Source organism: Sphingopyxis panaciterrulae (assembly GCF_014199295.1).
Taxonomy (GTDB): domain Bacteria; phylum Pseudomonadota; class Alphaproteobacteria; order Sphingomonadales; family Sphingomonadaceae; genus Sphingopyxis; species Sphingopyxis panaciterrulae.
The window spans coordinates 1-26124 of the sequence record NZ_JACIJH010000017.1 but is presented as its reverse complement, the minus strand read 5'-3'; the positions used below and the strand labels follow the sequence as shown (position 1 = coordinate 26124).

General features: G+C 67.2%; 16 protein-coding genes and 1 tRNA gene. 5 read left to right on the top strand and 12 right to left on the bottom strand.

Annotated elements, in window-relative coordinates; all coding sequences use genetic code 11:
- Nucleotide 1: 1 nt before the first annotated feature.
- Both FHR21_RS18425 and FHR21_RS18420 read right to left on the bottom strand, forming a co-directional pair.
- Nucleotides 2-77, bottom strand: a tRNA-Lys gene (locus FHR21_RS18425).
- A 211-nt stretch (nt 78-288) separates the two neighbouring features.
- Nucleotides 289-1140, bottom strand: a complete 852-nt coding sequence (locus FHR21_RS18420) for a hypothetical protein (RefSeq protein WP_184101013.1) — start codon at nt 1138-1140, stop codon at nt 289-291.
- Nucleotides 1141-1359: 219 nt separating this feature from the next.
- Between FHR21_RS18420 and FHR21_RS18415 the strand changes: the two genes are divergently transcribed.
- Complete coding sequence (locus FHR21_RS18415) at nt 1360-3372, top strand: M3 family metallopeptidase (protein WP_184101011.1); 2013 nt, start codon at nt 1360-1362, stop codon at nt 3370-3372.
- Between the two features lie 36 nt (nt 3373-3408).
- On the opposite strand, the gene rodA is transcribed toward FHR21_RS18415, so the two are convergent.
- Genes rodA through FHR21_RS18390 form a run of 5 tightly spaced genes read right to left on the bottom strand, consistent with a single transcriptional unit; the run spans nt 3409 to nt 8911 of the window.
- Nucleotides 3409-4515 (bottom strand): rod shape-determining protein RodA, encoded by a 1107-nt coding sequence (gene rodA / locus FHR21_RS18410; protein ID WP_184101009.1) that lies wholly within the window; start codon nt 4513-4515, stop codon nt 3409-3411.
- Nucleotides 4512-6422: a penicillin-binding protein 2 gene (mrdA, locus tag FHR21_RS18405; protein WP_184101007.1), complete on the bottom strand. Its 1911-nt coding sequence runs from the start codon at nt 6420-6422 to the stop codon at nt 4512-4514. Before mrdA ends, rodA begins: the two co-directional genes overlap by 4 nt.
- Nucleotides 6423-6432: 10 nt before the next feature.
- The gene (locus FHR21_RS18400; protein WP_184101005.1) at nt 6433-6954 is read right to left on the bottom strand and encodes a rod shape-determining protein MreD; all 522 of its coding nucleotides are present in this window, start codon (nt 6952-6954) and stop codon (nt 6433-6435) included.
- Nucleotides 6951-7844, bottom strand: a complete 894-nt coding sequence (gene mreC / locus FHR21_RS18395; protein WP_184101003.1) for a rod shape-determining protein MreC — start codon at nt 7842-7844, stop codon at nt 6951-6953. The genes FHR21_RS18400 and mreC overlap by 4 nt, the downstream gene beginning before the upstream one ends.
- Before the next feature lie 20 nt (nt 7845-7864).
- A complete protein-coding gene (locus FHR21_RS18390) occupies nt 7865-8911 on the bottom strand; it encodes a rod shape-determining protein (protein ID WP_184101001.1) in 1047 nt (348 codons plus the stop codon).
- Between the two features lie 195 nt (nt 8912-9106).
- On the opposite strand from FHR21_RS18390, the gene mutL reads away from it, so the two are divergent.
- Complete coding sequence (gene mutL / locus FHR21_RS18385; RefSeq protein WP_184100999.1) at nt 9107-10924, top strand: DNA mismatch repair endonuclease MutL; 1818 nt, start codon at nt 9107-9109, stop codon at nt 10922-10924.
- 118 nt (nt 10925-11042) lie between these two features.
- Here the strand turns inward: mutL and FHR21_RS18380 are convergent, their stop codons facing one another.
- A complete protein-coding gene (locus tag FHR21_RS18380) occupies nt 11043-14381 on the bottom strand; it encodes a TonB-dependent receptor (RefSeq protein ID WP_338113212.1) in 3339 nt (1112 codons plus the stop codon).
- A 175-nt stretch (nt 14382-14556) separates the two neighbouring features.
- Here FHR21_RS18380 and FHR21_RS18375 point away from each other — a divergent pair, with 175 nt between their 5' ends.
- From FHR21_RS18375 to FHR21_RS18365, 3 genes are read left to right on the top strand one after another with little or no spacing between them, the layout of a single operon-like run.
- The gene (locus tag FHR21_RS18375) at nt 14557-16095 is read left to right on the top strand and encodes a tryptophan halogenase family protein (RefSeq protein ID WP_184100997.1); all 1539 of its coding nucleotides are present in this window, start codon (nt 14557-14559) and stop codon (nt 16093-16095) included.
- On the top strand, nt 16092-17621 hold the full coding sequence (locus FHR21_RS18370) for a tryptophan 7-halogenase (protein ID WP_184100996.1): 1530 nt from the start codon (nt 16092-16094) through the stop codon (nt 17619-17621). The genes FHR21_RS18375 and FHR21_RS18370 overlap by 4 nt, the downstream gene beginning before the upstream one ends.
- Nucleotides 17618-18640, top strand: a complete 1023-nt coding sequence (locus tag FHR21_RS18365) for a cupin-like domain-containing protein (RefSeq protein ID WP_338113211.1) — start codon at nt 17618-17620, stop codon at nt 18638-18640. The genes FHR21_RS18370 and FHR21_RS18365 overlap by 4 nt, the downstream gene beginning before the upstream one ends.
- Nucleotides 18641-18663: 23 nt before the next feature.
- Here the strand turns inward: FHR21_RS18365 and FHR21_RS18360 are convergent, their stop codons facing one another.
- From FHR21_RS18360 to FHR21_RS18345, 4 genes are all read right to left on the bottom strand, one after another.
- Complete coding sequence (locus FHR21_RS18360) at nt 18664-20124, bottom strand: tryptophan 7-halogenase (RefSeq protein ID WP_184100994.1); 1461 nt, start codon at nt 20122-20124, stop codon at nt 18664-18666.
- The gene (locus tag FHR21_RS18355; protein WP_184100991.1) at nt 20121-21638 is read right to left on the bottom strand and encodes a tryptophan halogenase family protein; all 1518 of its coding nucleotides are present in this window, start codon (nt 21636-21638) and stop codon (nt 20121-20123) included. The genes FHR21_RS18360 and FHR21_RS18355 overlap by 4 nt, the downstream gene beginning before the upstream one ends.
- Before the next feature lie 10 nt (nt 21639-21648).
- Entirely contained in the window at nt 21649-23076 is a 1428-nt protein-coding gene (locus tag FHR21_RS18350; RefSeq protein ID WP_184100989.1) for a sugar porter family MFS transporter, read from the bottom strand.
- Between the two features lie 258 nt (nt 23077-23334).
- Entirely contained in the window at nt 23335-25353 is a 2019-nt protein-coding gene (locus FHR21_RS18345; RefSeq protein ID WP_184100987.1) for a TonB-dependent receptor plug domain-containing protein, read from the bottom strand.
- Nucleotides 25354-26124: the final 771 nt, after the last annotated feature.

The window sequence follows — 26124 nt, the reverse complement described above, 5'->3', positions numbered from 1 at the left end:
ATGGTGGACGCACTAGGGCTCGAACCTAGGACCCGCTGATTAAGAGTCAGCTGCTCTACCAACTGAGCTATGCGTCCACTTGCCATTTTCGGCATCGCCGGCAGCTGGACAAGGCCCTCTTGGCTGCGAAGCGAGCGGCCAGCTATCACGCAATTTCGAGCATTGCAACGGCTTTTCCGAAAAAAGATCGCACACTCTTTTCGGTCGGCAGACAAGCCCGGGTCGGGCTTCTCGAATGAGATATGGTCCTGCCGTTTCTCGCCCTAAATCACGCCATTCGGGGCCGGATCAAGTCAAACCCCGTTGCTTTCTGGCCGCCGCGCCCGTCAGATCGTGGTTGGACATGCCCTCGGCGATGAAACGGTCCAGGCTTTCGAGCAGGCGGGGTTGCAGGGTGATCCGCCGCCTCGCCTGATCGATGACGACAAGCTCCTGCGTTTCGGCGGCGGCCAGAAGCTGGCGGACGTGCGTGCGCGATACCGCAAAGCGGCGGCCGAGCCGGGCCAGCGAGAGGTCAACGGTCGGCGTCCCACGGTCCGCCATCTCCTTGGCAAGTTCGACCAGCACGAGGATGCCGGCATCGCGCGCGAGGAACAGCATGATGTCGGGATTGCGGAGCAGGACCATCGCCGACGGCACGAAGAAGCCCGTAGCGACCTGCCGCTGCGCGCGCTGGAACGCCTTGTCCCCGCGAAGAGGCAGGGCGTAATCGGCCTCGCCGAACAGGACGGCCAACGGGGCGTAACTGGTCATCAGCCAATCCTGGTCATGCTCCATCATTCTGGCCGTCGGGATCAGCAGGCGCGCGCGCCGATCCCGGGCGGAAACCCGGCTTTCGAGAAAGCCGGTCTGCATCAGCCGCCCCGCGAGTTGCTCGATCCGTCTCGGACTGGCGAGGCCGAACAGCGCCAGCACCTTTTTGAGGTTGCCGATCGTCGGCCATGTTTCCCGGTCATCCTCCCGATAACCGGCCTCCATGCAGATGATGACAACGAAGATGACGGTGCGTGCGGCCTCCATCAGCAATTTGTTGAGGAATATGTCATCGCCATAGAGCGCGAGCACCCGATCGAGATAGACTCGCCGCGCCTCGGGAAAGTCGGGATGACTGAGGATCGTCTCCGCGGGCCAATAATCCACCCCGAAATGCAGATCGTGCGCTTTGGCAATGCCGCCTCTGTGCCGGCCTTCACTTGCTGCCGAACCGGTCCTTTGTTTCATGAGATGAGTCCGTAAAATCCATCGCCCGAAAATATACGCAGAAAGTTCCAGTGCCTGCCTTCGTCCACTTCCGCTAGCATAATGTTTCGGGGAACCTGCTCTGGCGAGGCAGGGCCGTATTTTGGGGGAAAGACTGTCATGCAGACTCTGTGTTCGTTCGCGCTCGCGCTATGCCTCGTCGGAACGGCGGCGCCCGCGCTCGGTGCGGATTATGTGCCCGTGTCGGATGCCGCCATCGGCGCGATCCGGTTGGTGCCGGAGAACGCCGCGGAGGTTACCGCGCCATGCGACAGCCGCCTTGCGGCGCTCACGAGCCTGCGCGCGCGCGTCGAGGCCATGGCACTGTCGACCGAGCCCCTGACGCTGCTCGCCGCCTATGACGATCTCTACAATCTCGCGAACACCACCTCTTTGGAGGCGGCGACCATCAAGGATACGCATCCGGATGCAGCGATCCGCGCAAGTGCCGAAGGATGCATGCAGCGTGCGAACGCGGCGCTGGTCGAGATGTCGATGTCCCGGCCGCTTTACGAACGTCTTATGGCGGTCCGGAAGGCTCAGATCCCGCCCGCCTTGCGCTATATGCTGAATCGCCAGCTCGGCGCCTATCGCCGCGCGGGCGTCGACAAGGACGAGACGACCAGGAAGCGGATCGCCGAGCTGCAGAATCGCATCAACGACGGAATCAGCAGCTTCGACAGGAATATCGCCGAGGATGCCCGCAGCGTCGCCGCGACCCCTGCGGAACTCAAGGGGATGCCGCAGGACTGGCTGGCGGCACACCCCGCCGGCGCCGACGGGCTGGTCCGGATCAGCATGGCCTATCCGGATGCCCGTCCCGTCTTCAGCTATGCCGATAGTGCGGAACTGCGAAAACGCATGGCCTTTGCGTTCGGGAACCGCGCCTATCCGGCCAACGATTCCGTCTTGCGGCAATTGGTCGACGACCGTGCCCGGTTTGCCGCGCTGGCCGGCTACCCCAGCTACGCGGCCTATGATTTTGGCAACCGCATGGCCGGGACGCCCGAGCGGGTGAAGGCCTTCCTCGACGATATCGACCGGGTCGTGCGGCCGATCGGCGAAGCCGATGCGGCGTGCATGTTGGCGCGGCTGCGTCAGGACGATCCCTCGCTGGGTGCGCTCAATAGCTGGAGCACATCCTATGCCTCGCGTCTTGTCCGCAAGGAGGATTACGACGTCGATCCCGAGCAGGTTCGCCAGTATTTCGCGTTCGACAAGGTGCAGGCCGGCATGCTCGATCTGGCCCAGCATCTGTTCGGGGTCGAGATCCGCCCTTGGGCGACCGAAGTCTGGGCACCCGACGTCAGCGCCTATGAAATGGTCCGGAACGGGGCGGTGATCGGCCGCTTCTACTTCGACATGCACCCGCGCGAGGGCAAGTATACGCATGCCGCGATGGCGCCGCTGCGGATCGGGATCAAGGGCCGCGAATTGCCGGTTGCGGTGCTGATGACGAATTTTCCCAAAGGCCTGATGGAGCATGGCGACGTCGTCACCTTCCTTCATGAATTCGGGCATCTGATGCACTGGATATTCGCCGGTCAGCAGGGCTATGCCGCCCAGAATCCGATGGAGCTGGAGAATGACGTCATCGAGGCGCCTTCGCAGCTTCTCGAGGAGTGGGTGTGGGACTATGACACGTTGAAGCGCTTCGCGACCAATGCGGCGGGCGAGCCGATCCCCGCCGCCCTGGTCGAAAAGATGAATAGCAGCCGTCGTTTCGCCGAGGCGTTCGGGACGATGACCCAGCTCGGCTATGCCAATGCCTCGCTCGCTTTCTATTCCGGCGTGCCCGAAGGCCGCGATCTGGCCCAGGTCTATGATGCGGCCTATGGCCGTTACGCGGCCGTGCCCAACCCCGAGGGCACGCATACCTATGCCGCCTTCACCCACCTCGGCGGCTACGGCGCCTCCGTCTACACCTATCAATGGTCGAAGGCGCTTTCGAGCGACCTGCTGAGCGAATTCCGCAAACACGGTCTGCGTGACCAGGCGACGGCGCAGCGCTATCGCGACCTTGTTCTGGCTCCCGGCGGATCAGCCTCCATGAACGCGCTCGCGAAGCACTTCCTCGGACGCGACTGGACGGTCGATGCGTATCGGGCGGAACTGCAACTGGGCGACCAGTAGCGGATAGCCAACGTCTTCGGGGGTTTTTTCGATCGATCAGTGAAAGCGGCGGGTGCCGGTCCTGCTGTCGTTCTCGATCGCCAGGATCATCCCGACGCAGGTCATCACCGTCAGCATCGACGAGCCGCCATAGGAGAAGAGCGGCAGCGGGATGCCGACCACCGGCGCGAGGCCCATCACCATCATCAGGTTGATCGCGACATAGAAGAAGATGGTCATCGTCAGCCCCGCCGCGGCGAGCTGGCCAAAGCGGGTGCGCGCGTTCAGCGCGACGCGGGTCGACCAGCGCAGCAGCAGGAAGAAGCCGAACAACAGGGCAAGGCCGCCGATCAGCCCCCATTCCTCGGCCATCGTCGCGAAGATGAAGTCGGTATGTCCCTCGGGCAGATAGTCGAGGTGACTCTGCGATCCGTTGAGAAATCCCTTGCCGCCGATGCCGCCCGATCCGATCGCGATCTTCGACTGACTGATATGATAGCCGGCGCCGAGCGGGTCGCTTTCGGGATCGAGGAAGATCAGCACGCGCTTCTGCTGATAATCGTGGAGCATCGAGAAAAGGATGGGGAGCGCCGCGGCGCCGGCGAGCGCCGCGCTGCCGAACCACCACAGCGGCAGGCCGGACAGGAACATGACGACCGCGCCGCCTGCGCAGATGGCAAGCGCGGTGCCGAGGTCGGGCTGAAGCATCACCAGTCCGGCGGGGACGCCGATCATGACCAGCGCCGGCCACAGGGCGGTCCAGGTGCGCGTATTGCCCGGCGGCAACTGCGCATAGAAGCGCGCGAGTGCGAGGACGATCGCGATCTTCATCAGCTCCGACGGCTGGAGATTGACAATGCCGAGGTCGAGCCAGCGCTGGCTGCCGCCGCCGACGAAGCCCAGCAACTCGACCCCGATCAGCAACACGACGACGCCGATATAGGCAAGATAGGCAAAATCCTCGAACAGCTTGATCGGAAAGCGCGCCAGGATCAGCGCGCCGACCAGAAAGGCGAGGAAGCGGAGGCCCTGCTGCAGGGCCCAGGGGTTCATGCTGCCGCCCGCCGCCGAATAGAGGACAAGCAGGCCGAAGCCGGTGATCGCACTGAGCAGCGCGATCAGTTTCCACGGGATGCGCTGGATCGCGGGCGGGACGGGGATCATGCCGCCCCCTCTGGCGGGGGACGGTTGGCGCCCGCCTTCCACGCCGCGAAGTCGCGCGCCATGCGCTCCTCGATCGTGCCGCCCCAGCCGGCCTCGAAGCCTTCGAGAGCCGCCATCGCCTTTTCGCGGTCGAACAGGAAAGTCATCACGTCGCGCGCGATCGGATAGGCGGCGCCCGACCCGCCGCCATGCTCGATCACCACCGCGGCGGCATAGCGCGGCGCGTCGAAGGGCGCGAAGGCGATGAACAGGCCGTGGTCGCGATATTTCCACAGGCCGCCCTTGCCGCTGCCCTTGCTGAGACTGACGACCTGCGCGGTGCCGGTCTTGCCCGCCATCTTGACGTCCTCGACCGGCAGCCGGGCGCGTCCGGCGGTGCCCAGCCCGTTGACGACCTGGTTCATCGCCTCGCGCACCACGCCGATATGGTCGGGGGCGAAGCCCAGGCTCTGCACCGGCGCGCGGTTGGCGTCCTGCGTCAGGTGCGGCATCACGATATTGCCGGTCGCGAGCCGCGCCGCCATCACCGCGAGCTGGGTTGGGTTGACCAGCATATAGCCCTGGCCGATCGTCGCGTTGACCGTGTCGGCGACAGCCCAGGGGCGGCCGTATTTCTCCTGCTTCCACGCCGGGCTGGGCACGGTGCCATAGCTCTGGCTGGGGACGGGCAGGGGGAATTTCTGGCCGAGGCCGAGCCGCTTGCCCATCGCCGCGATGACGTCCATCCCCATCTGCTGCGCGAAATGATAGAAATAGACGTCGCAGCTCTGATAGATGCCCTTCGCCATGTCGACCTGGCCGTGGCCGCGCCGCTGCCAGCAGTGGAAGACGCGGTTGCCGACGCGCAGGCCGCCGCCGCAGAAGGTCGATGCGCTGGCGGGCAATCCGGCCTCGAGGAAGCTCATCGCCACCATCGGCTTGATCGTCGAGCCCGGCGGATAGAGGCCGCTCAGCGTCTTGTTGCGTAGCGGCACATGGTCGTTCTGGCTCAGCCACTTATATTCGGCGACGCCGATCCCGCTCGAAAAGCTGTTGGGGTCGAAGCTCGGCATCGATGCCATCGCCAGCACGTCGCCGGTCAGACAGTCGATTACGACGACCGACCCCGATTCCGGCCCGATCCGCCGCGCGGCATAATACTGGAGCTCGGCATCGATGGTCAGGTGGACCGTCTTGCCCTGCACGTCGGACTGGGTTGACAGGTCGCGCACCACCTTGCCGCGCGCGGTCACCTCGACCCGGCGCGCGCCTGGCTTGCCGCGCAGTACCGGCTCGAAATATTTCTCCAGCGCCTGTTTGCCGATCTTGAAGCCGGGGGTGATGTAGAGGGGGTCCTTCGCCTCCTGATATTCCTCGGCATTGGGCGCGCCGACATAGCCGATCAGGTGGCCGACCGCTGCTCCGGTCGGATAATAACGCGCGAAGCCGCGCGCCGGGGCGATACCGGGCAAGTCGGGCAGGCGGACCAGGACCGAGGCATATTCGGCCTCGCTGATATCCTCCTTGACCGCGACCGGCTGGAATCCCGAGGCGGCATTGAGGTCGCGGTTGATGCGTTCCATCGCGTCGCCGTCGAGCTTCAGCAGCGTCTTGAGCTGTCCCAGCACCAGTTCCTTGTTGTGCAGCCGGTCGGGGATGATGTCGATGCGCAGCGAGACGCGGTTGTTCGCCATGGCCTTGCCGTGGCGATCGACGATCCAGCCGCGGCGCGGCGGGATCAGCGTCAGGTTGACGCGATTACTTTCGGATTCAAGGGCATAGCGGTCATTCTCGACAACCGATATATAGGCCATTCGCGCGGCGAGCGCGACGCCCAGCGTCGCCTGGGTGCCGCCGACGACGAGCGCGCGGCGAGTGAAGGTGATGCCCCTCGAGGCTTCGGTAATGGGCGGCTTTCTGCGCGGCATCGGTTGGGAACTATCGGCGTTTCAGGCGGAAATTGTCAAACTGTCCGGTCAGACGCAAGAACAGCGGAACGAGCAGCATCGAAATGACGATCTGCGGCGCGACGAGGCCGAGCAGGCGTCCGGGCGGCGAGCCCGGGTGCGCGATCAGCGCCGCCGCGGCCTGCACTGCCGCGACCAGCAGCGCCGCGATCCCCCAGTCGTGAAAGAAGCCGCGCCAATAGATGCGCTGCGAGATATAATGGATCGCGATGCTCGCCGCGGTCCACAGCGCGACCGCGCTGCCGATCGGCGCGCCGCTGAACAGATCGTCCCACAGGCCCAGCGGCAGGCCGATCCACACCGGCCACATTTCAGTGCGCAGAAGCTGCCAGCACAGGAAAAAGAGCAGACCGAGCGGGGGCAGCGCCGGCGAGCTCGCGACGATCGGCAGCATCAGCGGCAGCGCCGATGCGACCATCACGCTGGCGATCGGGACGATCCGCATCCGCCAGAGCGACGCCGGTTCGCCGAGGCGAGGGGCCGCACGGTTCATGGCGCCGCGTCGGGATTGGGGGCGAGGGTCGCCTGCGCCTCGATATTGTCGGGCGTATAGGGGCGCAGCACCGCGACCGCATCGACCCGCCCCGGATCGGCGAGCGGCCGGGCCAGCGCGCCGTCGTCCTGCCGGCTGACGACGATCGCGACCGGGATGTTGGGCGGATAGAGGCCGCCGGTGCCCGAAGTCACCAGGATGTCGCCGGGCTTGAACGGATTGTTCGCGATGTTGAGCGTGCGCACGTCGAGGAAGCCATTGCCGCGCCCGGACGACAGCGCGGGCAGGCCGTCGCGGGCGCGGCGGACCGGCACGATGTTATCGACGTCGGTCAGCAGCAGCACCTGCGACACCGACGGCCCGGCGGACAGCACGCGCCCGATCAGCCCGTCGGCGCCGCGCACCGGCTGGCCCGATGCGACGCCGAGGTTGCGCCCGATGCTGAGCAGCGCGATGCGCCGGCTGCTGGTCGAGGTCGAGGTCAGGAGATAGCCGTGCGCGAGCGCCGCCTTGTCGGTCTGCTGCAACTTGAGCAGGCTCTTGAGCTGGCGGTTCTCTTCCTGCAGCGCGCTAGTCGCGACGAGTTTACGGCGCGCGTCGGCGAGTTCGTTGCGTAGCCGCCGGTTCTGCGTCCCTGCCTTCACATAGGCTGAAATGTTGTCGTCGACGCCAGAGATCGAGCCGGTGATCGAACGGGTGACGCGCGCGACCGGGGCCGCAACCTCCTGGCTGACGACGCGGAGCTGGGCGAAGCCGACGGGATCGACGACCGAGAGTAGCGCAAGCAACAGCCCGGCGATCGCCCCCGTCACCGCGATGACGTATGCGACGAACAGGCTGTACTGCGCCTTTCGGGATTGTCCCGGACGACGATGTGCCGGGCGGACCATGACGAGGCGCTACCGCTCGATCAGGCCTGCTGGAGCACGCCGCGGAAGGCGGGGTCCTCCATCGCGCGGCCGGTGCCGATAGCGACGCAGGTCAGCGGGTCTTCCGCGACGGTGACCGGCAGGCCGGTGGCGTCGCGCAGCAGTTCGTCGAGCTCGCGGATCAACGCGCCGCCGCCGGTGAGCACGATGCCCTGGTCGACGATATCCGCTGCCAGCTCGGGCGCGGTATTCTCCAGCGCGATGCGGACGCCCTCGACGATCGTCCCGATCGGCTCGGACAGAGCCTCGGCGATCTGCGCTTGGTTGATCGAGATTTCCTTGGGCACGCCGTTGACGAGGTCGCGGCCCTTGATGTGGATGGTCAGGCCGGTGCCGTCGGCGGGGACGCGCGCGATGCCGAAATCCTTCTTGATCCGCTCGGCGGTCGCTTCGCCGATCAGCAGATTATGGTGTCGGCGGACATAGGAGACGATCGCCTCGTCCATCTTGTCGCCGCCGGCGCGCACCGAGGTGGTATAGGCGAGGCCGCGGAGCGAGAGCACCGCGACTTCGGTCGTACCGCCGCCGATGTCGACGACCATCGATCCGATCGGCTCCGTTACCGGCATGTCGGCGCCGATCGCCGCGGCCATCGGTTCCTCGATCAGCCACACTTCGCTCGCCCCGGCGTTCGAGGCGGCGTCGCGGATCGCGCGGCGTTCGACGCTGGTTGACCCCGACGGCACGCAGATCACGATCTCCGGGCTGCGGAATGCGTTGGGCTTGCCGCCGTGGACCTTGGTGATGAAATGCTTGATCATCTGTTCTGCGACGTCGATGTCGGCGATGACGCCGTCGCGTAGCGGGCGGATCGCTTCGATCGTGTCGGGGGTCTTGCCCATCATCAGCTTGGCGTCGTCACCGACGGCCTTGACCCGCTTGATGCCGTTCAGCGTTTCGACCGCGACCACCGAGGGTTCGTTGAGCACGATGCCCTTGCCGCGGACATAGACCACCGTGTTCGCGGTCCCGAGATCGATTGCCATGTCCTGGGAATTGAATTTGAACCAGCGGGAAAAGAAGGACATCGATACTGCTTCCTGTCATCGAAGCCGCCCCCCGGATGGAGGACGCCCCTGTCGTTGTCGTTGCCGCTTGCCTCTCCGGCGACAGGACCAAATCTGGGGGAGATTCCGGCTCGTCCGCGGGCGGCTGGCTGGACAGGGCGATCAGGCTGTGCGGGTGGGTCGCGATTTGCGTCCGACTGCGCTAGGAGAGCGTTTATGTCAATACGCCGCCTGCCGGAAAAGCTCGTAAATCGGATCGCAGCCGGTGAAGTGGTCGAAAGACCCGCCGCAGCGCTCAAGGAACTGGTTGAAAACGCGATCGATGCGGGTGCGACTCGCATCGCGGTACGAATCGCCGAAGGCGGAACCCTGCGGCTTGAGGTCGAGGACGACGGCTGCGGCATGACGCGGGACGAGATGGCGCTGGCGCTCGAACGCCATGCGACGTCGAAACTGCCCGACGACGCGATCGAATCGGTGACGACCCTGGGCTTTCGCGGCGAGGCGCTGCCGTCGATCGCCAGCGTTGCACGGCTGACGCTCGACAGTCGGACGGTGGGCGGCGATGGCTGGCGGCGCGTTGTCGACAATGGCGCGCTGATTGCTGAAGGGCCAGCGGCGCTGGCACGGGGGACGCGCGTGCTGGTCGAGGACCTGTTCGCGCGCGTGCCGGCGCGGCGCAAGTTTCTGCGCAGCGCGAAGAGCGAATATGCCGCCTGCCTCGACGTCGTGCGGCGGCTCGCCATGGCGCGCCCCGACATCGGCTTCGCGGTCGAGCATGACGGACGCCGCGTGCTCGACGTTCAGGGCGGGCAGGACCGGCTGGCGCGCGTCGCGGCGTTGACCAGCCGTGAACTGGCGGCGAACGGCATCGGCGTCGACCTCGACCGCGGCGAGGTGCATCTGGGCGGTGTCATCAGCCTGCCGACCTTCAACCGCGGCATCGCCGATCATCAATATTTGTTCGTCAACGGGCGGCCGGTGAAGGACCGGCTGCTGGTCGGTGCGTTGCGCGGTGCCTATGCCGATTTGCTCGCGCGCGATCGCCACCCGGTCGTCGCGCTCTTCCTCGATCTGCCGACCGGCGAGGTCGACGTCAACGTCCACCCGGCGAAGACCGAGGTGCGTTTCCGCGATCCGCAACTCGTGCGCGGGATGATCGTCGGCGGGCTGCGCCGCGCGCTCGACGAACATGGCTTCCGCAGCGTCCAGCGCCCCGCCGAGGCGGCGCTCGCCGCGTGGCAGCAGGAGCCCGTCGTGCCGGCCCCGGCGACCGGCTTCCTTTTCGGCCAGTCCGCGCCGCTGGCGCCCGCCGCGCACCTATTCGGTGCTGGGCAGGCGCCGGTGCCGGACGAGGCGACCGCGCGTGTCTACGACCGCATGACGCCCTTCGCGCCCGCTCCGCTCGCCGGCCGCGCCGAAGTGGCGGAGGCACCGCCGCCGCAGGCCGAGGCGCACCCGCTCGGCATTGCGCGCGGGCAGATCGCGAAAACCTATATCGTTGCCGAGGCCGAGGACGGGCTCGTCATCGTCGACCAACACGCGGCGCACGAGCGGCTGGTGCTCGAAACGCTCAAGCACGGTATGGCGGGCCAAGCGGTGCCCTCGCAGGGCCTGCTGCTGCCCGAGGTCGTTGAGCTCGACGAGCCCGCCTGCGACCGGCTCGAGGCCGCGGCGGACCAACTCGCGGCGCTCGGCGTCGAGCTCGAACGCTTCGGCCCCGCCGCGGTGATGGTGCGCGCGACCCCGGCGATGCTCGGCGCGATCGACTGCCGGAAGCTCGTCACCGATATCGCCGACGACCTGACGGGTTACGACGCCGCGCTCGGCCTTTCCGAAAAGCTCGAACTGGTCGCCGCGACCATGGCCTGTCACGGCTCGGTCCGCGCCGGGCGCACCCTGAACGTCGCCGAGATGAACGCGCTGCTCCGCCAGATGGAGGTCACCCCGCACTCGGGCCAGTGCAACCATGGCCGCCCGACCTGGGTGAAGCTGGCGATGGACGATGTGGAGAAGCTGTTCGGACGGAAATGAGGGGGTGTTATTGTAATGTTCTCTTCCCTTCGAGGAAGAAGGCTTTGATCATCCTCCAAAAGAAAAGAGCCGCCGCTCTCGCGAGCGGCGGCACAGGGAAGCGGCGCTTCGGATAGGGTCAGAAGTTGCCGCGGAGAATGAAGGAGAAGCGCCGGTCGTTCATGAAATAGGACCGCGGCGCCAGAAGTTTCGGATCACTCGTATAGGCCTGCAGCGTCCTGGTGACCTCGTTGGTCAGATTCACCCCCTGCACCCCGATCTTCAGATTCTTGGTGATGTTGAAGAAGATCGAGGCGTCGAGCTGTCCCGTCGCGTCGTTGAAGATCGACGTATAGGGAAAGATCACGTCCGCCGCGGTGAGCAGGAAGCGCGACCGCCAGTTATAGGCGACGCGAAGCGACACCGGACCCTTTTCGTAAAAGGCCGTCGCATTGACATTATGCTTCGACAATCCCTCCAGCGGCAGGCTTCCGGTCGGCGTCGTCGACGTGTTGACCGGGCTGCCCGTGTTGAGGAAGGTGTTCGGCAGGCCCGAGCTCTTGATATAGCTGTAATTGCCGCTGACGCCGAAGCCGTTCAAAAGTCCCGGCAGGAAATCGAATGTCTGCTGATAGGCGAGTTCGAACCCCTTGATCTTTCCATGCCCGTCGTAATTGGCCGGCCCGCGCGTCGCGAAGGGGAAGGTGACGCCGTTGTTGGTGATCGGCAGGTCGACCGTCGACTGGTAGAAGAAATTCTTCACATCCTTGACGAAGATGTTCGCGGTGATCGACCCGACGCGCGAGAAATAATATTCGGCGGTCGCATCGAACTGCCACGCCGTCGCCGGCTTCAGATAGGGATTGCCGACCGAGGCGGTGAGCTGGCCGTTGCCGTCGACGCCGGTGGTCAGATAGGGCCGGACATAGGCGGTGTCGGGCCGCGTCATCACCCGCGATATGGCAAGGCGGAAGAGCAGGTCGTCGGTCACCCCAAAACGGATGTTCAGGCTGGGCAGCAGATAGCGATAGTCGTTCTTCGCCGCATTGGGGATGACCGTACCGATCGGCCCCGCGAACTGCTGCAGCAGCGCGTAATTCTCGGCGCCGCCGTTGCACACGCCGCCCGGACGGCGTGCCGGCGTGCCCGGCGGGGCGCCCGCCGGAATGCTGGGCGCGCAGCGCACGTCATAGGGATCGGTGATGCCGAGATCGCCCTGTGACGGCACCAGCGTCGCGCCCTGCGTGCGCAGACTGGTCTGGACGAAGCGCACCCCGATATTGCCCGCGGCGCGCAGGCCGCTGTCCTCGGGCGTCTCGTAATTCAGCATCACATAGGCGTTGAAATCGCGCTGCTTCACGCGCTGGATCTCGCTCGGCAGATAATGCGATCCGTTCACCGCGAACGGGCGGTCCTGCGCGCGCTCCCAGTCGTTGGCGCCGCCGGCGCCGTTCGTGTTGTGCCAGATGTCGCTGATGCCGTTCAGGAAGGCGGCGGCATCGTCATAGCCGTCGATCAGGTCGCCGCCATAATAATATCCACCGATCGGGCCAGGGGTCTGGCCGCGGAAGAAGTCGGGGAAGGTATAAAATTCGGTCTGGTCGCCCCCCGCCTGATCCAGCGAAACGGGCGCGTTGCCCGACCAGACTTCGCTCAGCGCGCCCCAATTATAGGTGGTGTAGCGGATCGTCTGGTCGCGGTCGGCATAGCGCGCGCCGGTCTTGATCTTGCGGATGAAGCTGTCGTCGTCGAAATGATAGGTCAGGTCGCCACGGAAGGCGAATTCCTGCCCGTCGCTCTCCTCGAAATGGTCCATCGCGGCGCGCCAGAACTGGACGCGCTGGTCGGCGAAATATTGCTCGTCGGTCGCGCCGACGAGATCGGGGTTCGGCGCCGCCCAGTCGGCGGCGAGCGTCGTCGGCTTGTGCGAGATCAGCACCGGCAGCTTGCCTGTAATGTCGAGCTCCTGGTCGGCAAAGGTCGACCCAAAGACGCTCATGTCGTCGACATCATGGCTCGAATCGGTCCAGTTGGCATCGAGGTTCATCTCGACGCGGTCGCTGAACTTGTGCTGTAGATTCAGGCCGTAATCGGCGATCGTGTTGCGTTCATAGACTTGGCGCCGCGACAGGCTCTGCTGCATGCCGCCGGTCGGCACGAAGCTGTCGGCGGCGCCGCTTCCCGCAGTGCGCCAGCCGGTGCCGGGCAGGGTGATATAGCCGCTCTCGAAAAGCCCGTTCTCGTCATATTGGTAATTGGTGAAGCTGCCGACCGGGCACTCGGCGCGCGTCGTGCCGTTGCCGTTGTAGAGCGGGCCGTTGCCGTTCTGCCGGCACCCGACCGGATAGGTGTTGTATTCGGACAGGTCCGGCGCGGTCTCGAACGTGTGCTCGCCCCAGGCGTTGGTCGAGTGCGAGCGCAGGAACTGCGCGGTCAGCCTGGTGTCGCCGTCCAGCGATTCCCACTGCGCGGCGAGCGCGATGCCGTTGCGCTTGCGGTCGAAATCCTGGGTGCGGTACTGGCCGCCGAGCGGTGCATAGGCAACGCCCAGCGGATCGGCGAGACCGTCGGCGCCCGCCGCCTCGGCGGTGCCGCAGGGCGCGCCGGCAGGGGGCGCCGTCGTCGTGTCGCCGTCGCCGGGCAGCGGGTTGCGGCAGACGAGCACGCCGTTGCCACTCTGATAGCGGACCTGCGCATTGTCGCGGGTCTGGAAATTGGTGACCTGGATGCCGTCGGCGCGGCTCTTGATCCGCGAATAGGAGACGCTGCCGAGCAGGCCAATGGTGCCGATGCCCGTGTCCCAGGTGTTGCTGATCAGCAGCGACGCGGTCGGCGTCCATTTCTTGCGGAAGTCGCCGTAATTGCCTTCGGCTGCGAAGGCGACATGGAAGCCGCGATTGTCGAAGGGCTTGCGGGTGTTGAGGTTGACCGTACCGGCCAGGCCGCCCTCGATCAGGTCGGCGGTCGCATTCTTGTAGACCTCGACCGATCCCAGCAGTTCGGAGGGGACGTCGGCGAAGTTCAGCGCCTGCCCGCCGACGCCCGCCGAAAAGGCGTCGCGGCCGTTGAATTCGGAGCGGACGAAGTTGAGGCCGCGGATGACGACGCCAGATCCCTCGACCGAGAAATGATCAGGGTCGTTGGTGCCGGCGAAGCGGTTGATCGCGATGCCGGGAACGCGTTGCAGCGCCTCGGTCACCGACCGGTCGGGCAGGGCGCCGATGTCCTGCGCGGTGATCGCGTCGACGACGGTGTCGGCGTTGCGCTTGATCTCCTGCGCATTGGCGAGGCTGGCGCGGATGCCGGTGACGACGATATCGTCGGTCGGCGTCGCGCTCTCGTCGGCGGGGGCGTCCTGGGCGAAGGCCGGCGCAGCCGCGGCGAGCAGCGCGCCGACCGCGATGCAGGATGCCCCGGCGCGCATCGCGGCGCGACGCCGCGAGTGGACAAGCCCGGTCTCGGCAGAAAATTTCCTCACACTCCCCTCCCATGGTAGCGCTATCACAATGTAACGAGAATCTTTGCGCTCTCGCTGCGATCAGTCATATATGGCCGATCCGCCATTGGCAAGTGGGCTTGGTGCGGTCATAAGGAAAGTGCGCTTACGGCCGGAAAATAGCTGGTCGGGGCTTTGGGGAGGGGCGGAAACGGCGATGAAGGATAGCGTTACCGAAATCAACGATGTGGTCATTGTCGGCGGCGGCACCGCAGGGTGGTTGGCGGCGGCGGCCTGCTCGCGCTTCCTCGCCAACGGCCGACGGCGAATCACCCTGATCGAATCGGATGCGATCGGCACCGTCGGGGTGGGGGAGGCGACGATCCCGCCGATCCTCAATTTCAACCGCATGCTCGACATCGACGAAAACGAGTTTCTCCGCGCGACGCGCGGCACCTTCAAGCTGGGGGTGGAATTCGTGAACTGGGGGCGGGTCGGCGGCCGCTATCTCCATCCCTTCGGCAGCTATGGCCACGACCTCCACGGCATTCCCTTTCACCAGCTCTGGCTGCGCGAGCGCACGCACGGCGATCCCGGCGATATCGCCGGCTATTCGATGAGCGCGGTCGCGGCGGCGCTTGGCCGCTTCGGCCGTCCGGGGCGCGGGGCAAAGCCGCCGCTGTCGGAGCTCTTCTATGCCTTTCATTTCGACGCCAGCCTCTACGCCCGCTTCCTCCGCACCCTCGCCGAGCGGCAGGGGACGATCCGCCGGGAAGGGCGGATCACCGGCGTCGAGCGCGACGGGGCGAGCGGCGACGTCGCCGCGGTCCGGCTCGAAAGCGGTGAGCGGATCGCCGGCGACCTGTTTCTCGACTGCTCGGGCTTCCGCGGCCTGCTGATCGAGCAGGAACTCGGGGCGGGGTTCGAGGACTGGTCGCACTGGCTGCCGGTCGATCGCGCGATCGCCGTGCCGACCGCCACGATCGGCGCGCCCGCGCCCTTTACCCGCTCGACCGCGCGCGATGCCGGCTGGCAATGGCGCATCCCGCTCCAGCATCGCACCGGCAACGGCCACGTCTTCGCAAGCGCCTTCATGGACGAGGAGGAGGCGCGGCGCATCCTGCTCGCCAACCTCGAAAGCGAGCCGCTCGCCGACGGACGCGTCATCCCGTTCCGCACCGGCCGCCGCAAGCTGAGCTGGTCGCACAATGTCGTCGCCCTCGGCCTGTCGTCGGGCTTTCTGGAACCGCTCGAATCGACGAGCATCCACTTCATCCAGAACGGCATCCAGCGCCTGCTCGCGCTCTTCCCCGATAAGCCGATCAGCCCGCTCGAGCGCGACGAATATAATCGCGGCATGCGCGACCTTTATGAGGATGTCCGCGACTTCATCATCCTTCACTACAAGGCAACCCAGCGCGACGACACGCCCTTCTGGCGCCATGTCGCGGCGATGGACATCCCCGACAGCCTCGCGCGCCGGATCGAGCTGTGGCGCCTCCACGGCCGCATCTTCCGCGAGAATGCCGAACTGTTCGGCGCGACAAGCTGGATCGCCGTGATGCTGGGGCAGAATATCTGGCCCGACCGCTACGATCCCGTCGCCGACACGCTCGACGAGGCGAAGGTCGCCGCCGCGATGGCGGAGATGCGCGCCGCCTATCGCCGCGCCGCCGAGCGCCTGCCCCCACAGGACGAGTTCCTGCGTCTCGCCGGCGCCTGGACCGCCGACGCCGCCGCGGAAGTGGCGGCGTGATCGGCGATCCCGTCCGCCGCATCGTCATCGTCGGCGGGGGCACGGCGGGCTGGATGGCGGCCGCCGCGATCTCGCGCATCATGGGCGCCTTTCCCGGCCTGGAAATCGAGTTGATCGAGAGCGAGGCGATCGGCACCGTCGGGGTCGGCGAGGCGACGATTCCGCAGATCTGCCTGTTCAACGCGCTGCTCGGCATCGACGAGGACGAGTTCGTCCGCGAAACCCACGCGACCTACAAGCTCGGGATCGAATTCGTCGACTGGGTCCGTCCCGGCCATCGCTATATCCATCCCTTCGGCTTCCACGGCCTCGACATGCTCGGGATCGAGTTTCACCACCATTGGCTCAAGGGGCAGGCACTCGGCGACGCCAGCCGGCTCGACGATTATGCGATCGCCGCGGTCGCCGCCAGGGCGAACCGCTTCCTGCGACCGCGCCCCGACCAGCCGAAATCGCCGCTGTCGAAGCTCGGCTATGCCTTTCAGTTCGACGCTGGCCGCTACGCGCGCTACCTGCGCGGCCGCGCCGAGAGGCAGGGGGTGACCCGCACCGAAGGCCGTATCGTCACGGTCGAGCAGCACGGCGAAACCGGCTTCGTCACCGGCGTCACGCTCGAAAACGGCGCGCGGGTGGAGGGCGATTTCTTCGTCGACTGCTCGGGCTTCCGCTCGCTGCTCCTCGGGCAGACGCTCGGCATCGGTTATACCGACTGGACCGCCTGGCTGCCCTGCGACCGTGCGGTCGCAATTCCCTGCACGCTGGGGGGCGATCGCCAGCCGCTCACCCGCTCGACCGCGCGCCCGGCGGGCTGGCAATGGCGCATCCCGCTCCAGCATCGCCTGGGCAACGGCCATGTCTATTCGTCGCGCCACATGAGCGACGACGAGGCGGTGGCGCTGCTGCTCGCCAATCTCGACGGCGAACCGCTCGCCGAACCGAACATGCTGCGCTTCTCCGGCGGACACCGTGACCGCGCGTGGGAGAAGAATGTCGTCGCGCTGGGGCTTGCCGGTGGTTTTCTCGAGCCACTCGAATCGACCGCGATCCATCTCGTCCAGTCGGGCATCGCGCGGCTGATGACGCTGTTCCCGACCCGCGCCTTCGGCGACTCCGAGCGCGACCGCTATAATCGCGAGACGCTGCGCGAATATGTCGACATCCGCGATTTCCTCGTCCTCCACTACAAGGCGACCGAACGCGCCGACACGCCCTTCTGGGACGCCTGCCGCGCGCTCGACCCGCCCGAGGGGCTGAAGGAAAAGCTCGCCATCTTCCGCTCGTCGGGCCGCGTCTTCCGCGAGCATAACGAGCTGTTCACCGAAACGAGCTGGCTCGCCGCGCTGGTCGGGCAGGGGATCGAACCCGGCGGCTATCACCCCGCCGCCGACCTGCTTCCCGACGAGGAAACGCTGCGCCGCCTCGCGCATATCCGCCGGATCGTCGCCGAAACGGTCGAGGCGATGCCGACGCAGGAGCAGTTCCTGCGCGAGCATGGCAGCGCGATGGCCGCAGAGGCGGTCATGTGAGCACATTTGGTCCGCTGCCGGTGGTGCCGGAGGTCGACGCCGCCGACCCCGCATCCTTCGCCGCGCTGCGCGCCGGGCGCCGCCCGGCGGTGCTGCGCGGCCTCGTCGCCGGCTGGCCCGCGGTCGCGGCGGCGAAGCGCGGCGACGCCGCCATCGTCGACTATCTGATCGGCTGCGCGCCGACCCGTCCGGTTTCGGGCCTGATGGCGCCGGCGGAGGCTCGGGGCCGCTTCTTCTACAATGACGAGGTCACGGGCTTCAACTTCCGCCGCCTGAACGGCCGGCTCGAGGATTTCCTGCGCGAACTGCTGCGCATCGGCGATGCCGAGGCGCCGCCCGCGATGGCGGTGCAGTCGGAGGCGATTGCCGAGCTGCTTCCCGCCTTCGCCGCGGCGAACCGCCTGGCTCTGCTCCCCGGCGTCGCGCCGCGCATCTGGATCGGCAACCGCATCCGCGTCGCGCCGCATTACGACCTGATGGAGAATGTCGCCTGTTGCGTCGCCGGCCGCCGCCGCTTCACCCTGTTCCCGCCCGATCAGCTCGCCAACCTCTATCCCGGCCCGTTCGAGCTGACGCCGGCCGGCACTCCGGTCAGCATGGTCGACCCGTTCGCGCCCGACCTCGACCGCTACCCGCGCTTCGCCGAGGCGTGGAGCCACGCGAGCGAAGCGACGCTCGAACCCGGCGATGCGCTTTATCTGCCCTATATGTGGTGGCACGGCGTCGAATCGCTCGAACCGGTCAGCATCCTCGTCAACTATTGGTGGACCGACCACGACCCGGCGCTTGGCGTCCCCTATGACGCGCTGCTCCACAATCTGCTCGCTTTCCGTCACCTGCCGCCGGCGGATCGCGCCATCTGGCGCGCCATGCTCGACCATTATGTGTTCGAGGCGAACGGCGACCCCGCGGCCCATCTGCCGCGCCGTGCGCAAGGCATATTGGGACCGGCCTCGCCCCAACGCCTTGCCGCGATGCGGGCGATGCTGCGGCGGATTTTCGAGGGCGGAGGCAAATAGCTCGCATTTCCCCTGCGCAGCGATCACCCCTCGCGCAACATATGCCCGATCCAGGCGTCATAGGGCGGCGCGGCGTCGAGCGCCGTCGCCACCTTGCGCTCCAGCAGCGCCGCCGCTCGCCGGCCCGGCCCATCGCCCTCGGCCATCGACAGCGCGCTGCGTGCCCCCTGAACGCCGAGCGCGTGGAGCAACCCGGCCCATTCGCCCGTCGCGACCGGCGCTTCCTCGACGATCGGTACGCGCTGATGCCGTTGGAACTGGTCGAGCAGGCGGGCAAGCGCCTCCGATGCCTCTATCGGCGCGAACCGGCGCCTCGCTTCCGGCGCTGCATAATGCGACGCGATCCAGTCGCGCGCCGCATCGGCCATCAGCGCGAAGCGGCGATTATATTCGGCACGCTCGCGCGGGTCGATGCCGCGGCCGGGAAGCAGGTCGAGCAGCAGGTCGATCTGTCGATGCGCGAGGTCGAGCGCGATGCCGCCCAGCGGCTCGAACCGCGCGGCCGCATCGCCGATCGCGACGACGTTGCCGATCCAGCCCTCGGCCTGTCGCCCCGCCTCGATCGCGAAGCGATCGGCCGGCGCGCCGCCCAGTGCTGCCACGACGGCGGCCTCTGACACGCCGTCCGGCACGGCCAAAAAGCGCGTCACCCCGTCGCGTCCGACCTGTTCCCAGCACCAGCCGGCGTCGGTCAGCGCGATCGTGTCGGTCAGATCGAGCCGCGGCGCCGTCGCCGCCCCGACGGCAAGACCGCGCGCGGGCAGTGCGCCGCGCCAGTCGACCCAGCGCCGGCCGGGCTGCCCCGTCGCCAGCAGCGCCGCGGTTCCCGACGCGTCGAGGAACAGGTCGGCAGCGAGGGCGCCCGCGCCCACCAGCTCGACCGCCGCGATCCCGCCCTTGTCGTCGGCCTGCACCGCCGCGATCGGTCCCGGATGATGGCGCACGCCCAGCCCGGCCGCGATGCCGATCAGCAGATCGCGATAGGCCGGTGCGTTCCAGCGCAGCGCATAATCGACCTCGGCGAGCGGTGAGGGCGCATCGCCCTTCGGCGGCATGAAGCGCCCCGCCGTGGCGAGCGCCGCGCCGACCGATCCTGCCGGCCCGCCGCTGCCCGCGCCGCGCGGTCCGCCGCCCCATTCGCGCGCGAAGGCGCTGTTCAGCTTCGGATCGCTTGCCGCGCCATAGGCGGCGAGCGCGGCGTTCCCTATGCCCGCCCAATCCGCATAGCGCACCGCCAGCCGGTGGCTCGCCCCCGCGCGGCGTACCAAGGCCTCCTCGTCGATCCCCAGCCGGTCGTGCAGCCGGTTGGTGAAGGGCAGGGCGGTGCCGATATGCTCGGCGAAGGCGGCGGGGTCGAGCGGCGTGGCGACCACCAGCACCTCGGTCGCGGGCGAGGCGCGCTTGACGGCGATCGCCGCGAGCACGCCGACCTGTCCGGCGCCCGCGACGATCACGCGGCGCAGCGGTTCGCGCGCGACGCTCACGGTGCCGCCGCCAGGCGTTCGGCGCGTCCGGTCAGATAGGCGCGGTGCCCCGGCATCGCCGCGACCTCGTCGGCGATGGCGCCCCGCAGCGACCGCATCGCCGCCTGCACCCGCGCCGGGTCGGGGATTGCGGCGCGCGGGTCGTGCCGCTCGGGCAGGAAGCCCTGGCCCATATAGACCGCGATCCAGCTTGCGTCGTAGAACAGTCCTTCCGAATAGCGCTCGATCCGCCCCGTTTCGCGCCACAATTCCATCTTGGCCGCCAGCGTATCGGGCACCGTCATCGTGCGGACATGGTTCCAGAAGGGCGCATCGTCGCGCACCGTCGCGTGATAATGAAGGATCAGGAAGTCGCGGATGCGGTCATATTCCATATCGACGAGCCGGTTGAATTCGTCACGGTCGCGCGCGTCGATGCGCCCGTCCTGCGGGAACAGCTCGATCAGATAGGTGATCGCCATCTGCGTCAGATAGAGCGAGGTCGATTCGAGCGGTTCCAGGAAGCCGCTCGCGAGCCCGACCCCGACGACGTTGCGGCTCCACGATCGCGTCCGCCGGCCGGGGCGGAAGCGCAGCAGGCGGGGCTCGGCGATCCGTTCGCCGACCGCGGCGGCGCGGATCGCCTCGCACGCTTCGTCCTCCGACAGGAAACTGCTGGCAAAGACATAGCCGTTGCCGATCCGGTGCTGCAGCGGGATGCGCCAGCGCCAGCCGCCGGGCATCGCGATCACGCTGGTATAGGGTTGGATTTCCGCCTCGACATGCGCGGTCGGCATCGCCGCGGCGCGGTCGCACGGCAGCCAGTGCGACCAGTCCTCCCAATCCTCGCCCAACGCCTGCCCCAGCATCAGCGAGCGAAAGCCCGAACAGTCGACGAAGATGTCGCCCGCGACCTCGCGTCCATCGGCCAGCTTCAGCGCCGTCACGTCGCCGCTTTCGCCGTCCCGCAGCACCTCCGTCACCAGCCCCTCGACGCGCGTCACGCCGAGGGGGAGGGCGAAATCGCGCAGCCAGGGCGCGAACAGCGTCGCATCGAACTGATAGGCATAGCCATAGGTCGAGCGCAGGCTGTCGTCTTCGGCGGGCGGGGCGAAGCGGTTCGCCTTCGCCGCCGCGACTGCGAGCGAATAGTCGCCGATCGGCCCCGCCATGCCGCGTGCCGCAAGCTCGAGCCAATAATGATGGAAGGGGACGCCCGCGACCTTTTCGCCGAAGGTACCGAACGGATGGACATAGCGTTCGCCGATGCGCCCGAAATCGTGGAAATCGATGCCCAGCTTATAGGTCGCGTGCGTGGCGCGCATGAAGGCGGCCTCGTCGATACCGAGCCGCTCGACGAAGCCGCGGATGTGCGGCAGGGTCGCCTCGCCGACCCCGACGATGCCGATATCCTCGCTTTCGATCAGCGTGACCGAAACCAGCGGCCCGAGCAGCTTCGCAAGCGCGCTCGCGCTCATCCATCCCGCCGTGCCGCCCCCCAGCACGACGATGCGGATTGTCCCCCTGCCGCTCATCGCGCGCCGCTCAGCCGGCGCGCGTCGTCGGCGCGGTCCAGCCTTCCATCTCTTCCAGTTCCTTGCCCTTCGTCTCCTTGATGAAGCTTCTGACCAGGAAGAAGCTGATTGCGGCGCTCAGCGTATAGAGCAGATAGGTGCCCGACAGGCCGAGCCCGCTCGCCATCAGCGGGAAGGTCTGCACGACCAGGAAATTGGCGCCCCATTGCGCGAGCCCCGCGACCGCGAGCGCCGAGCCGCGGATCTGGTTGGGGAACATCTCGCCCAGCATCACCCACATCACCGGACCCCAACTCACGTTGAAGAAGATGACATAAAGGTTCGCGGCGACGAGCGCGACCCAGCCCGCGCCGGGCGCGAGGGCGAGATTGCCGGCGGCATCCTCCGCCGCGCCCGAAAAGGCCCAGCTCATCGCGCCGAGCGTCACCGCCATGCCGACCGACCCGATCAGCAGCAGCGGCTTGCGCCCGATCTTGTCGATCACCAGGATCGTCACGAAACAGGCGGCGATCGATACGACGCCCGACAGGATGTTGCGTTCGAGCGCCACCGCCTCCGACACCCCGGCAAGCTTCCACAGCGTCTCGCCATAATAGAAGATCACATTGATCCCGACGAACTGCTGAAAGGTCGCGAGCAGCAACCCGGCCCAGACGATCGGGCGGAAAAGCGTGCCCGGCGCGGTCACGTCGGACAGGCGCGGGCGGTGGTCGCCCGAAAAGCTCGCGCGGATCTCGCCGATCTTGCGCTCGGCCTCGTCGGGCCCGAACAGGCGGGTCAGCACCGCGCGCGCCTGCTCCTCGCGGCCGCTGCCGACCAGGTGGCGCGGGCTTTCGGGGATGAAGACCAGCGCGATCAGAAAGACGAGCGCCGGCACCGCCTGCGCCAGATACATCCAGCGCCAGGCCGCGCGCCCGCCCACATCGCCCAGCGAGCTTCCCGCCGATTGGGCGAGCAGATAATTGACGACGAAGGCCGCGGTCAGCCCGGTGATGATCATCACCTGCTGTACCGTGGTCAGCCGCCCGCGGATGTTCGCGGGTGCGACTTCGGAGATATAGAGCGGCGACAGCACGCTCGCCGCGCCGACCGCCATGCCGCCCGCGAAGCGCGCCGCGACGAAGAGGGCATGGACCGAGGTCAGCCCCTGGATCAGCGCGCCGACGACGAACAGCGCCGCCGCGATCAGCATCACGTTGCGCCGCCCCATCAGGTCGGCGAGCCGCCCGGCGAAGAACGCACCCGCTGCGCAGCCGATCAGGAGCGAACCGACCGTGAAGCCGAGCGCGGCATCGTCGAGCGCGAAGGCGGTCTTCAGCCCCTCCTGCGTCCCGTTGACCGCACCGCTATCGTACCCAAAGAGCAGCCCGCCGATCGTCGCCACCGCCACGATTGCGGAAATCAGCGCCATATTGACGCTCGTACGTGTCGCTTCCATCCGTCCTCCCCCGGCCCCAGCGGCCGTTCTACCCGTGGTTCCGGGTTTTCATGTTAGCGCTAACTATATCGGCCACCGCGCGGGCGGCAAGCGGAAATTTGATAGCAGGGAGGGAGGCAAAAGGACGTGAGCTTGAATCGTCATGGCGAGCGCAGCGATGCAATCTCCTGCCTTCGTTTATCCGTGACGATGGCTGGAGATTGCTTCGTCGCTCCGCTCCTCGCAATGACGGCGGGGATCGAAGCCACTTTCCTTGGCCTAATATCCGACCCGCAACCCGACCCACAAAGTCCGCGGCGTCCCCAGGTCGATCGACCCGTCCTGGTTGCGCGTGACGATCCGCGTCCCCGCCACATTCTCGCCGCGCAGGACAAGCCCGAACCTGCCTGCGAGCGGCATTGCCGCATAGAGGTCCAGCACCGTCGCGGCGGGCAGCGCGTCGCTTTCCAGATCGTCCTCATATTGCCGGCCGACGTGGCGCAGCGTTCCCGCCAGCGTCCAGCCCGCCGCCGGCGCCAGGCTCAGCGTCGCGCTCGCCGCCCAACGCGGCGTCTGCGCCGGGCGCATGCCGTCGAGCGCCGCCGCGGCGCCGCTGCCGCGCGCGACCGCGTCGGTATAGGCGGCCGACCCCTCGAAGCGGACGATCCCACGCCGGATGCCGGCCGACAGCTCCACGCCGCGCGCCTCGATCGCGTCGATATTCTGCCGCTGGCGCAGCGTCGGGGTCAGGGTGACATTGGCGACCGCATCCTCGACCCGGTTGTCGAACAGGGTCAGCGCCAGGTCGACGCCGCGCGCCGGGGTCAGGTCGACCCCCGTTTCATAACCCTTCAGCCGCTCGTTGCGCAGCGCGGCATTGGCCTCTGTGGTCACCGGAAAAACGACGAAGGGGCGGTAAAGCTCGTTCAGCGTCGGCAGCCGCAGCCCGCTATAGGCCGCGGCGCGCAGGCGCAGCGCCGGCGTCACGCGCCACACCGCGCCGCCGCGCAGCGAACCTTCCCAGCCGGATCGGTTCGCGAAATTCTCGTCCACCAGCGGCAGGTTCGCCCCGTCGCGCGCGCTGTAGAAGCCGTCGGCGATGCTGTAGCGGTCGGCGCGCGCGCCCGCGGTCAGCGTCAGCGCCCCCAGCGTCCAATCGTCCTCGACGAACAGCCCCAGGTCGCTGTTGGTGCCCCCGGCGTTGCGCCGCTCGGTGACGGCGCCGGTCATGCCATTGAGCGCGGTTTCGAACAATTCGCCGTCCGACCGCCGATAATCGGCGCCGAGCCGCAGCACATGCGCGCCGCCGACCGGCGGACGCAGCTCGAACTTGCCGCCGATCCCGGTCGAGGGCGTATTGCGCTGGTCGAGCACCGGGCGGAAGCTGCTCGAACTGAGGACGATATTGGTGAAATTGCGCGCCTGCACATAACCGAGCAGGTCGAAGGCCCAGTCGCCGCGCCCGACCAGCCGCAGGCTCGCCTCCTGCCCCTCGCTCGTCGAATCGGCGCCCGCGAAGCGCAGCGTCCGGCGGTCGTCGAACGCCAGACCCCGCGCCTGCAACTCGACCGTGTCGGTCAGCGGGGCGACGAGGCGGACCTGCGCCGACCAGCTTTCATAGGCGGCGCGCGCGGTCGCCGGGCCGCGCTGGTCGGCGGGCGTCGTGTAAAAGCCCCGGCCGCGGTCCCAGCGCCCCGACACCACCGCGAAGCCGCCGCCGAGCGGGGCGGCGAGCGTCGCGCCCGCTTCGGTCTCGCCGCGGTCGTCGATCAGCAACTGGCCGCTCACGGGGCCGAGCGTCGCCGCGTCGGCGCTGATCAGTTCGATCGTCCCGGCGAGCGCCCCGGCGCCGAACGGCCCCGACCCGCCGCCGCGCGTGACCCGGATGCCGGCAAGCCGTTCGGGGGCGAGCGCCGAGAGCGGGATATAGCCGAAGAAGGGATCGGCGACCGGCACGCCGTCGAGCAGCATCAGCGCGCGGCTCGTCGCATTGCCGCCCAGCGCGCGCAGCGTGATTCCCTGCGCCGACGGGTTCGACGCGCGGCTGTCGGTGCGGCGGAACTGCTGGAACCCCGCGACCGAGGCGAGCGCATCCTCGATCCGTCCCGACGCCGTGGCGGTCAGTCGCTCGCGGTCGATGATCTGACTGTCATAGGCCGGTGTCGCGGGAGTGTCGGGAAGCCCGGTGCCGGTGACGATGATCGGCTGTTCCTCCGCCGCCGCGCCCGTCGGCAAAGTGCCCAGCAGCAACCCGCCGAAACCGGCCCAGCGAAATGCGCGTGTCGCGGCGTCGCTCAAATCTGCTCCCCCTCGACCACGCGCCGTGCCTCTACGCTGGGAAATGGCGGAGCGGATGAAAACGAATGGAAGCGACTAACCGCCGAAAATATGTCGTTTTTCAATTCGATTCTTCGCCAAGGCCCATTCGAAGCCATGCCAGGGTGATTCCGCCCCCAATGACCCATTGCTCCTCGCCAAACGCGGCGTCGCATGGGAATCCTAGCTGGCCCGGCGGGCTGGTTCAAGCCTGCTGCGGAACGACCAAGGCGGGTCGGATTTTGCGGCGCTTTCCCTCAAACCCATTCTTCGCTGCGGCCGAGCTGTTTGCATCGCTGATAAAGGTGGCGACGAAACCGCTCCGCCCGACATTACGGTCTGCAACCCAATTTCTCATACCGGATAAACGGATGGGAGCGGGCTGCCAACTCGCCTCTCGGACAAGCGGAGCGCATGATTGGAATGATCGATCCTTAGGGCGCGTCGGGACTTTTTCATGCTGCGGAGACGGATTTGCCGGTAGAGAATCTCGCCGCCTCGCGGATCGGGGAGAGTTGGCCTGCGATCGATCCGGCTGAAGTGGACAGGCTGCTTTGCGGCCCTGGCGCGCCGTTTGAGGTTACAGTATCCCAGCTATTCGACCAGCCGACCCGGACATGGAAAAATGCGGTTCCAAACCTTGCCGCTCTGGCCGAGATTGAGGATCAGCGTGCAATAGGCACCCCCTTCGTGGGGTGATCGGCGTGCAAAAAGGACCCCTTCATCCCGGGGATTTAGTCGGCCGACTGGTTT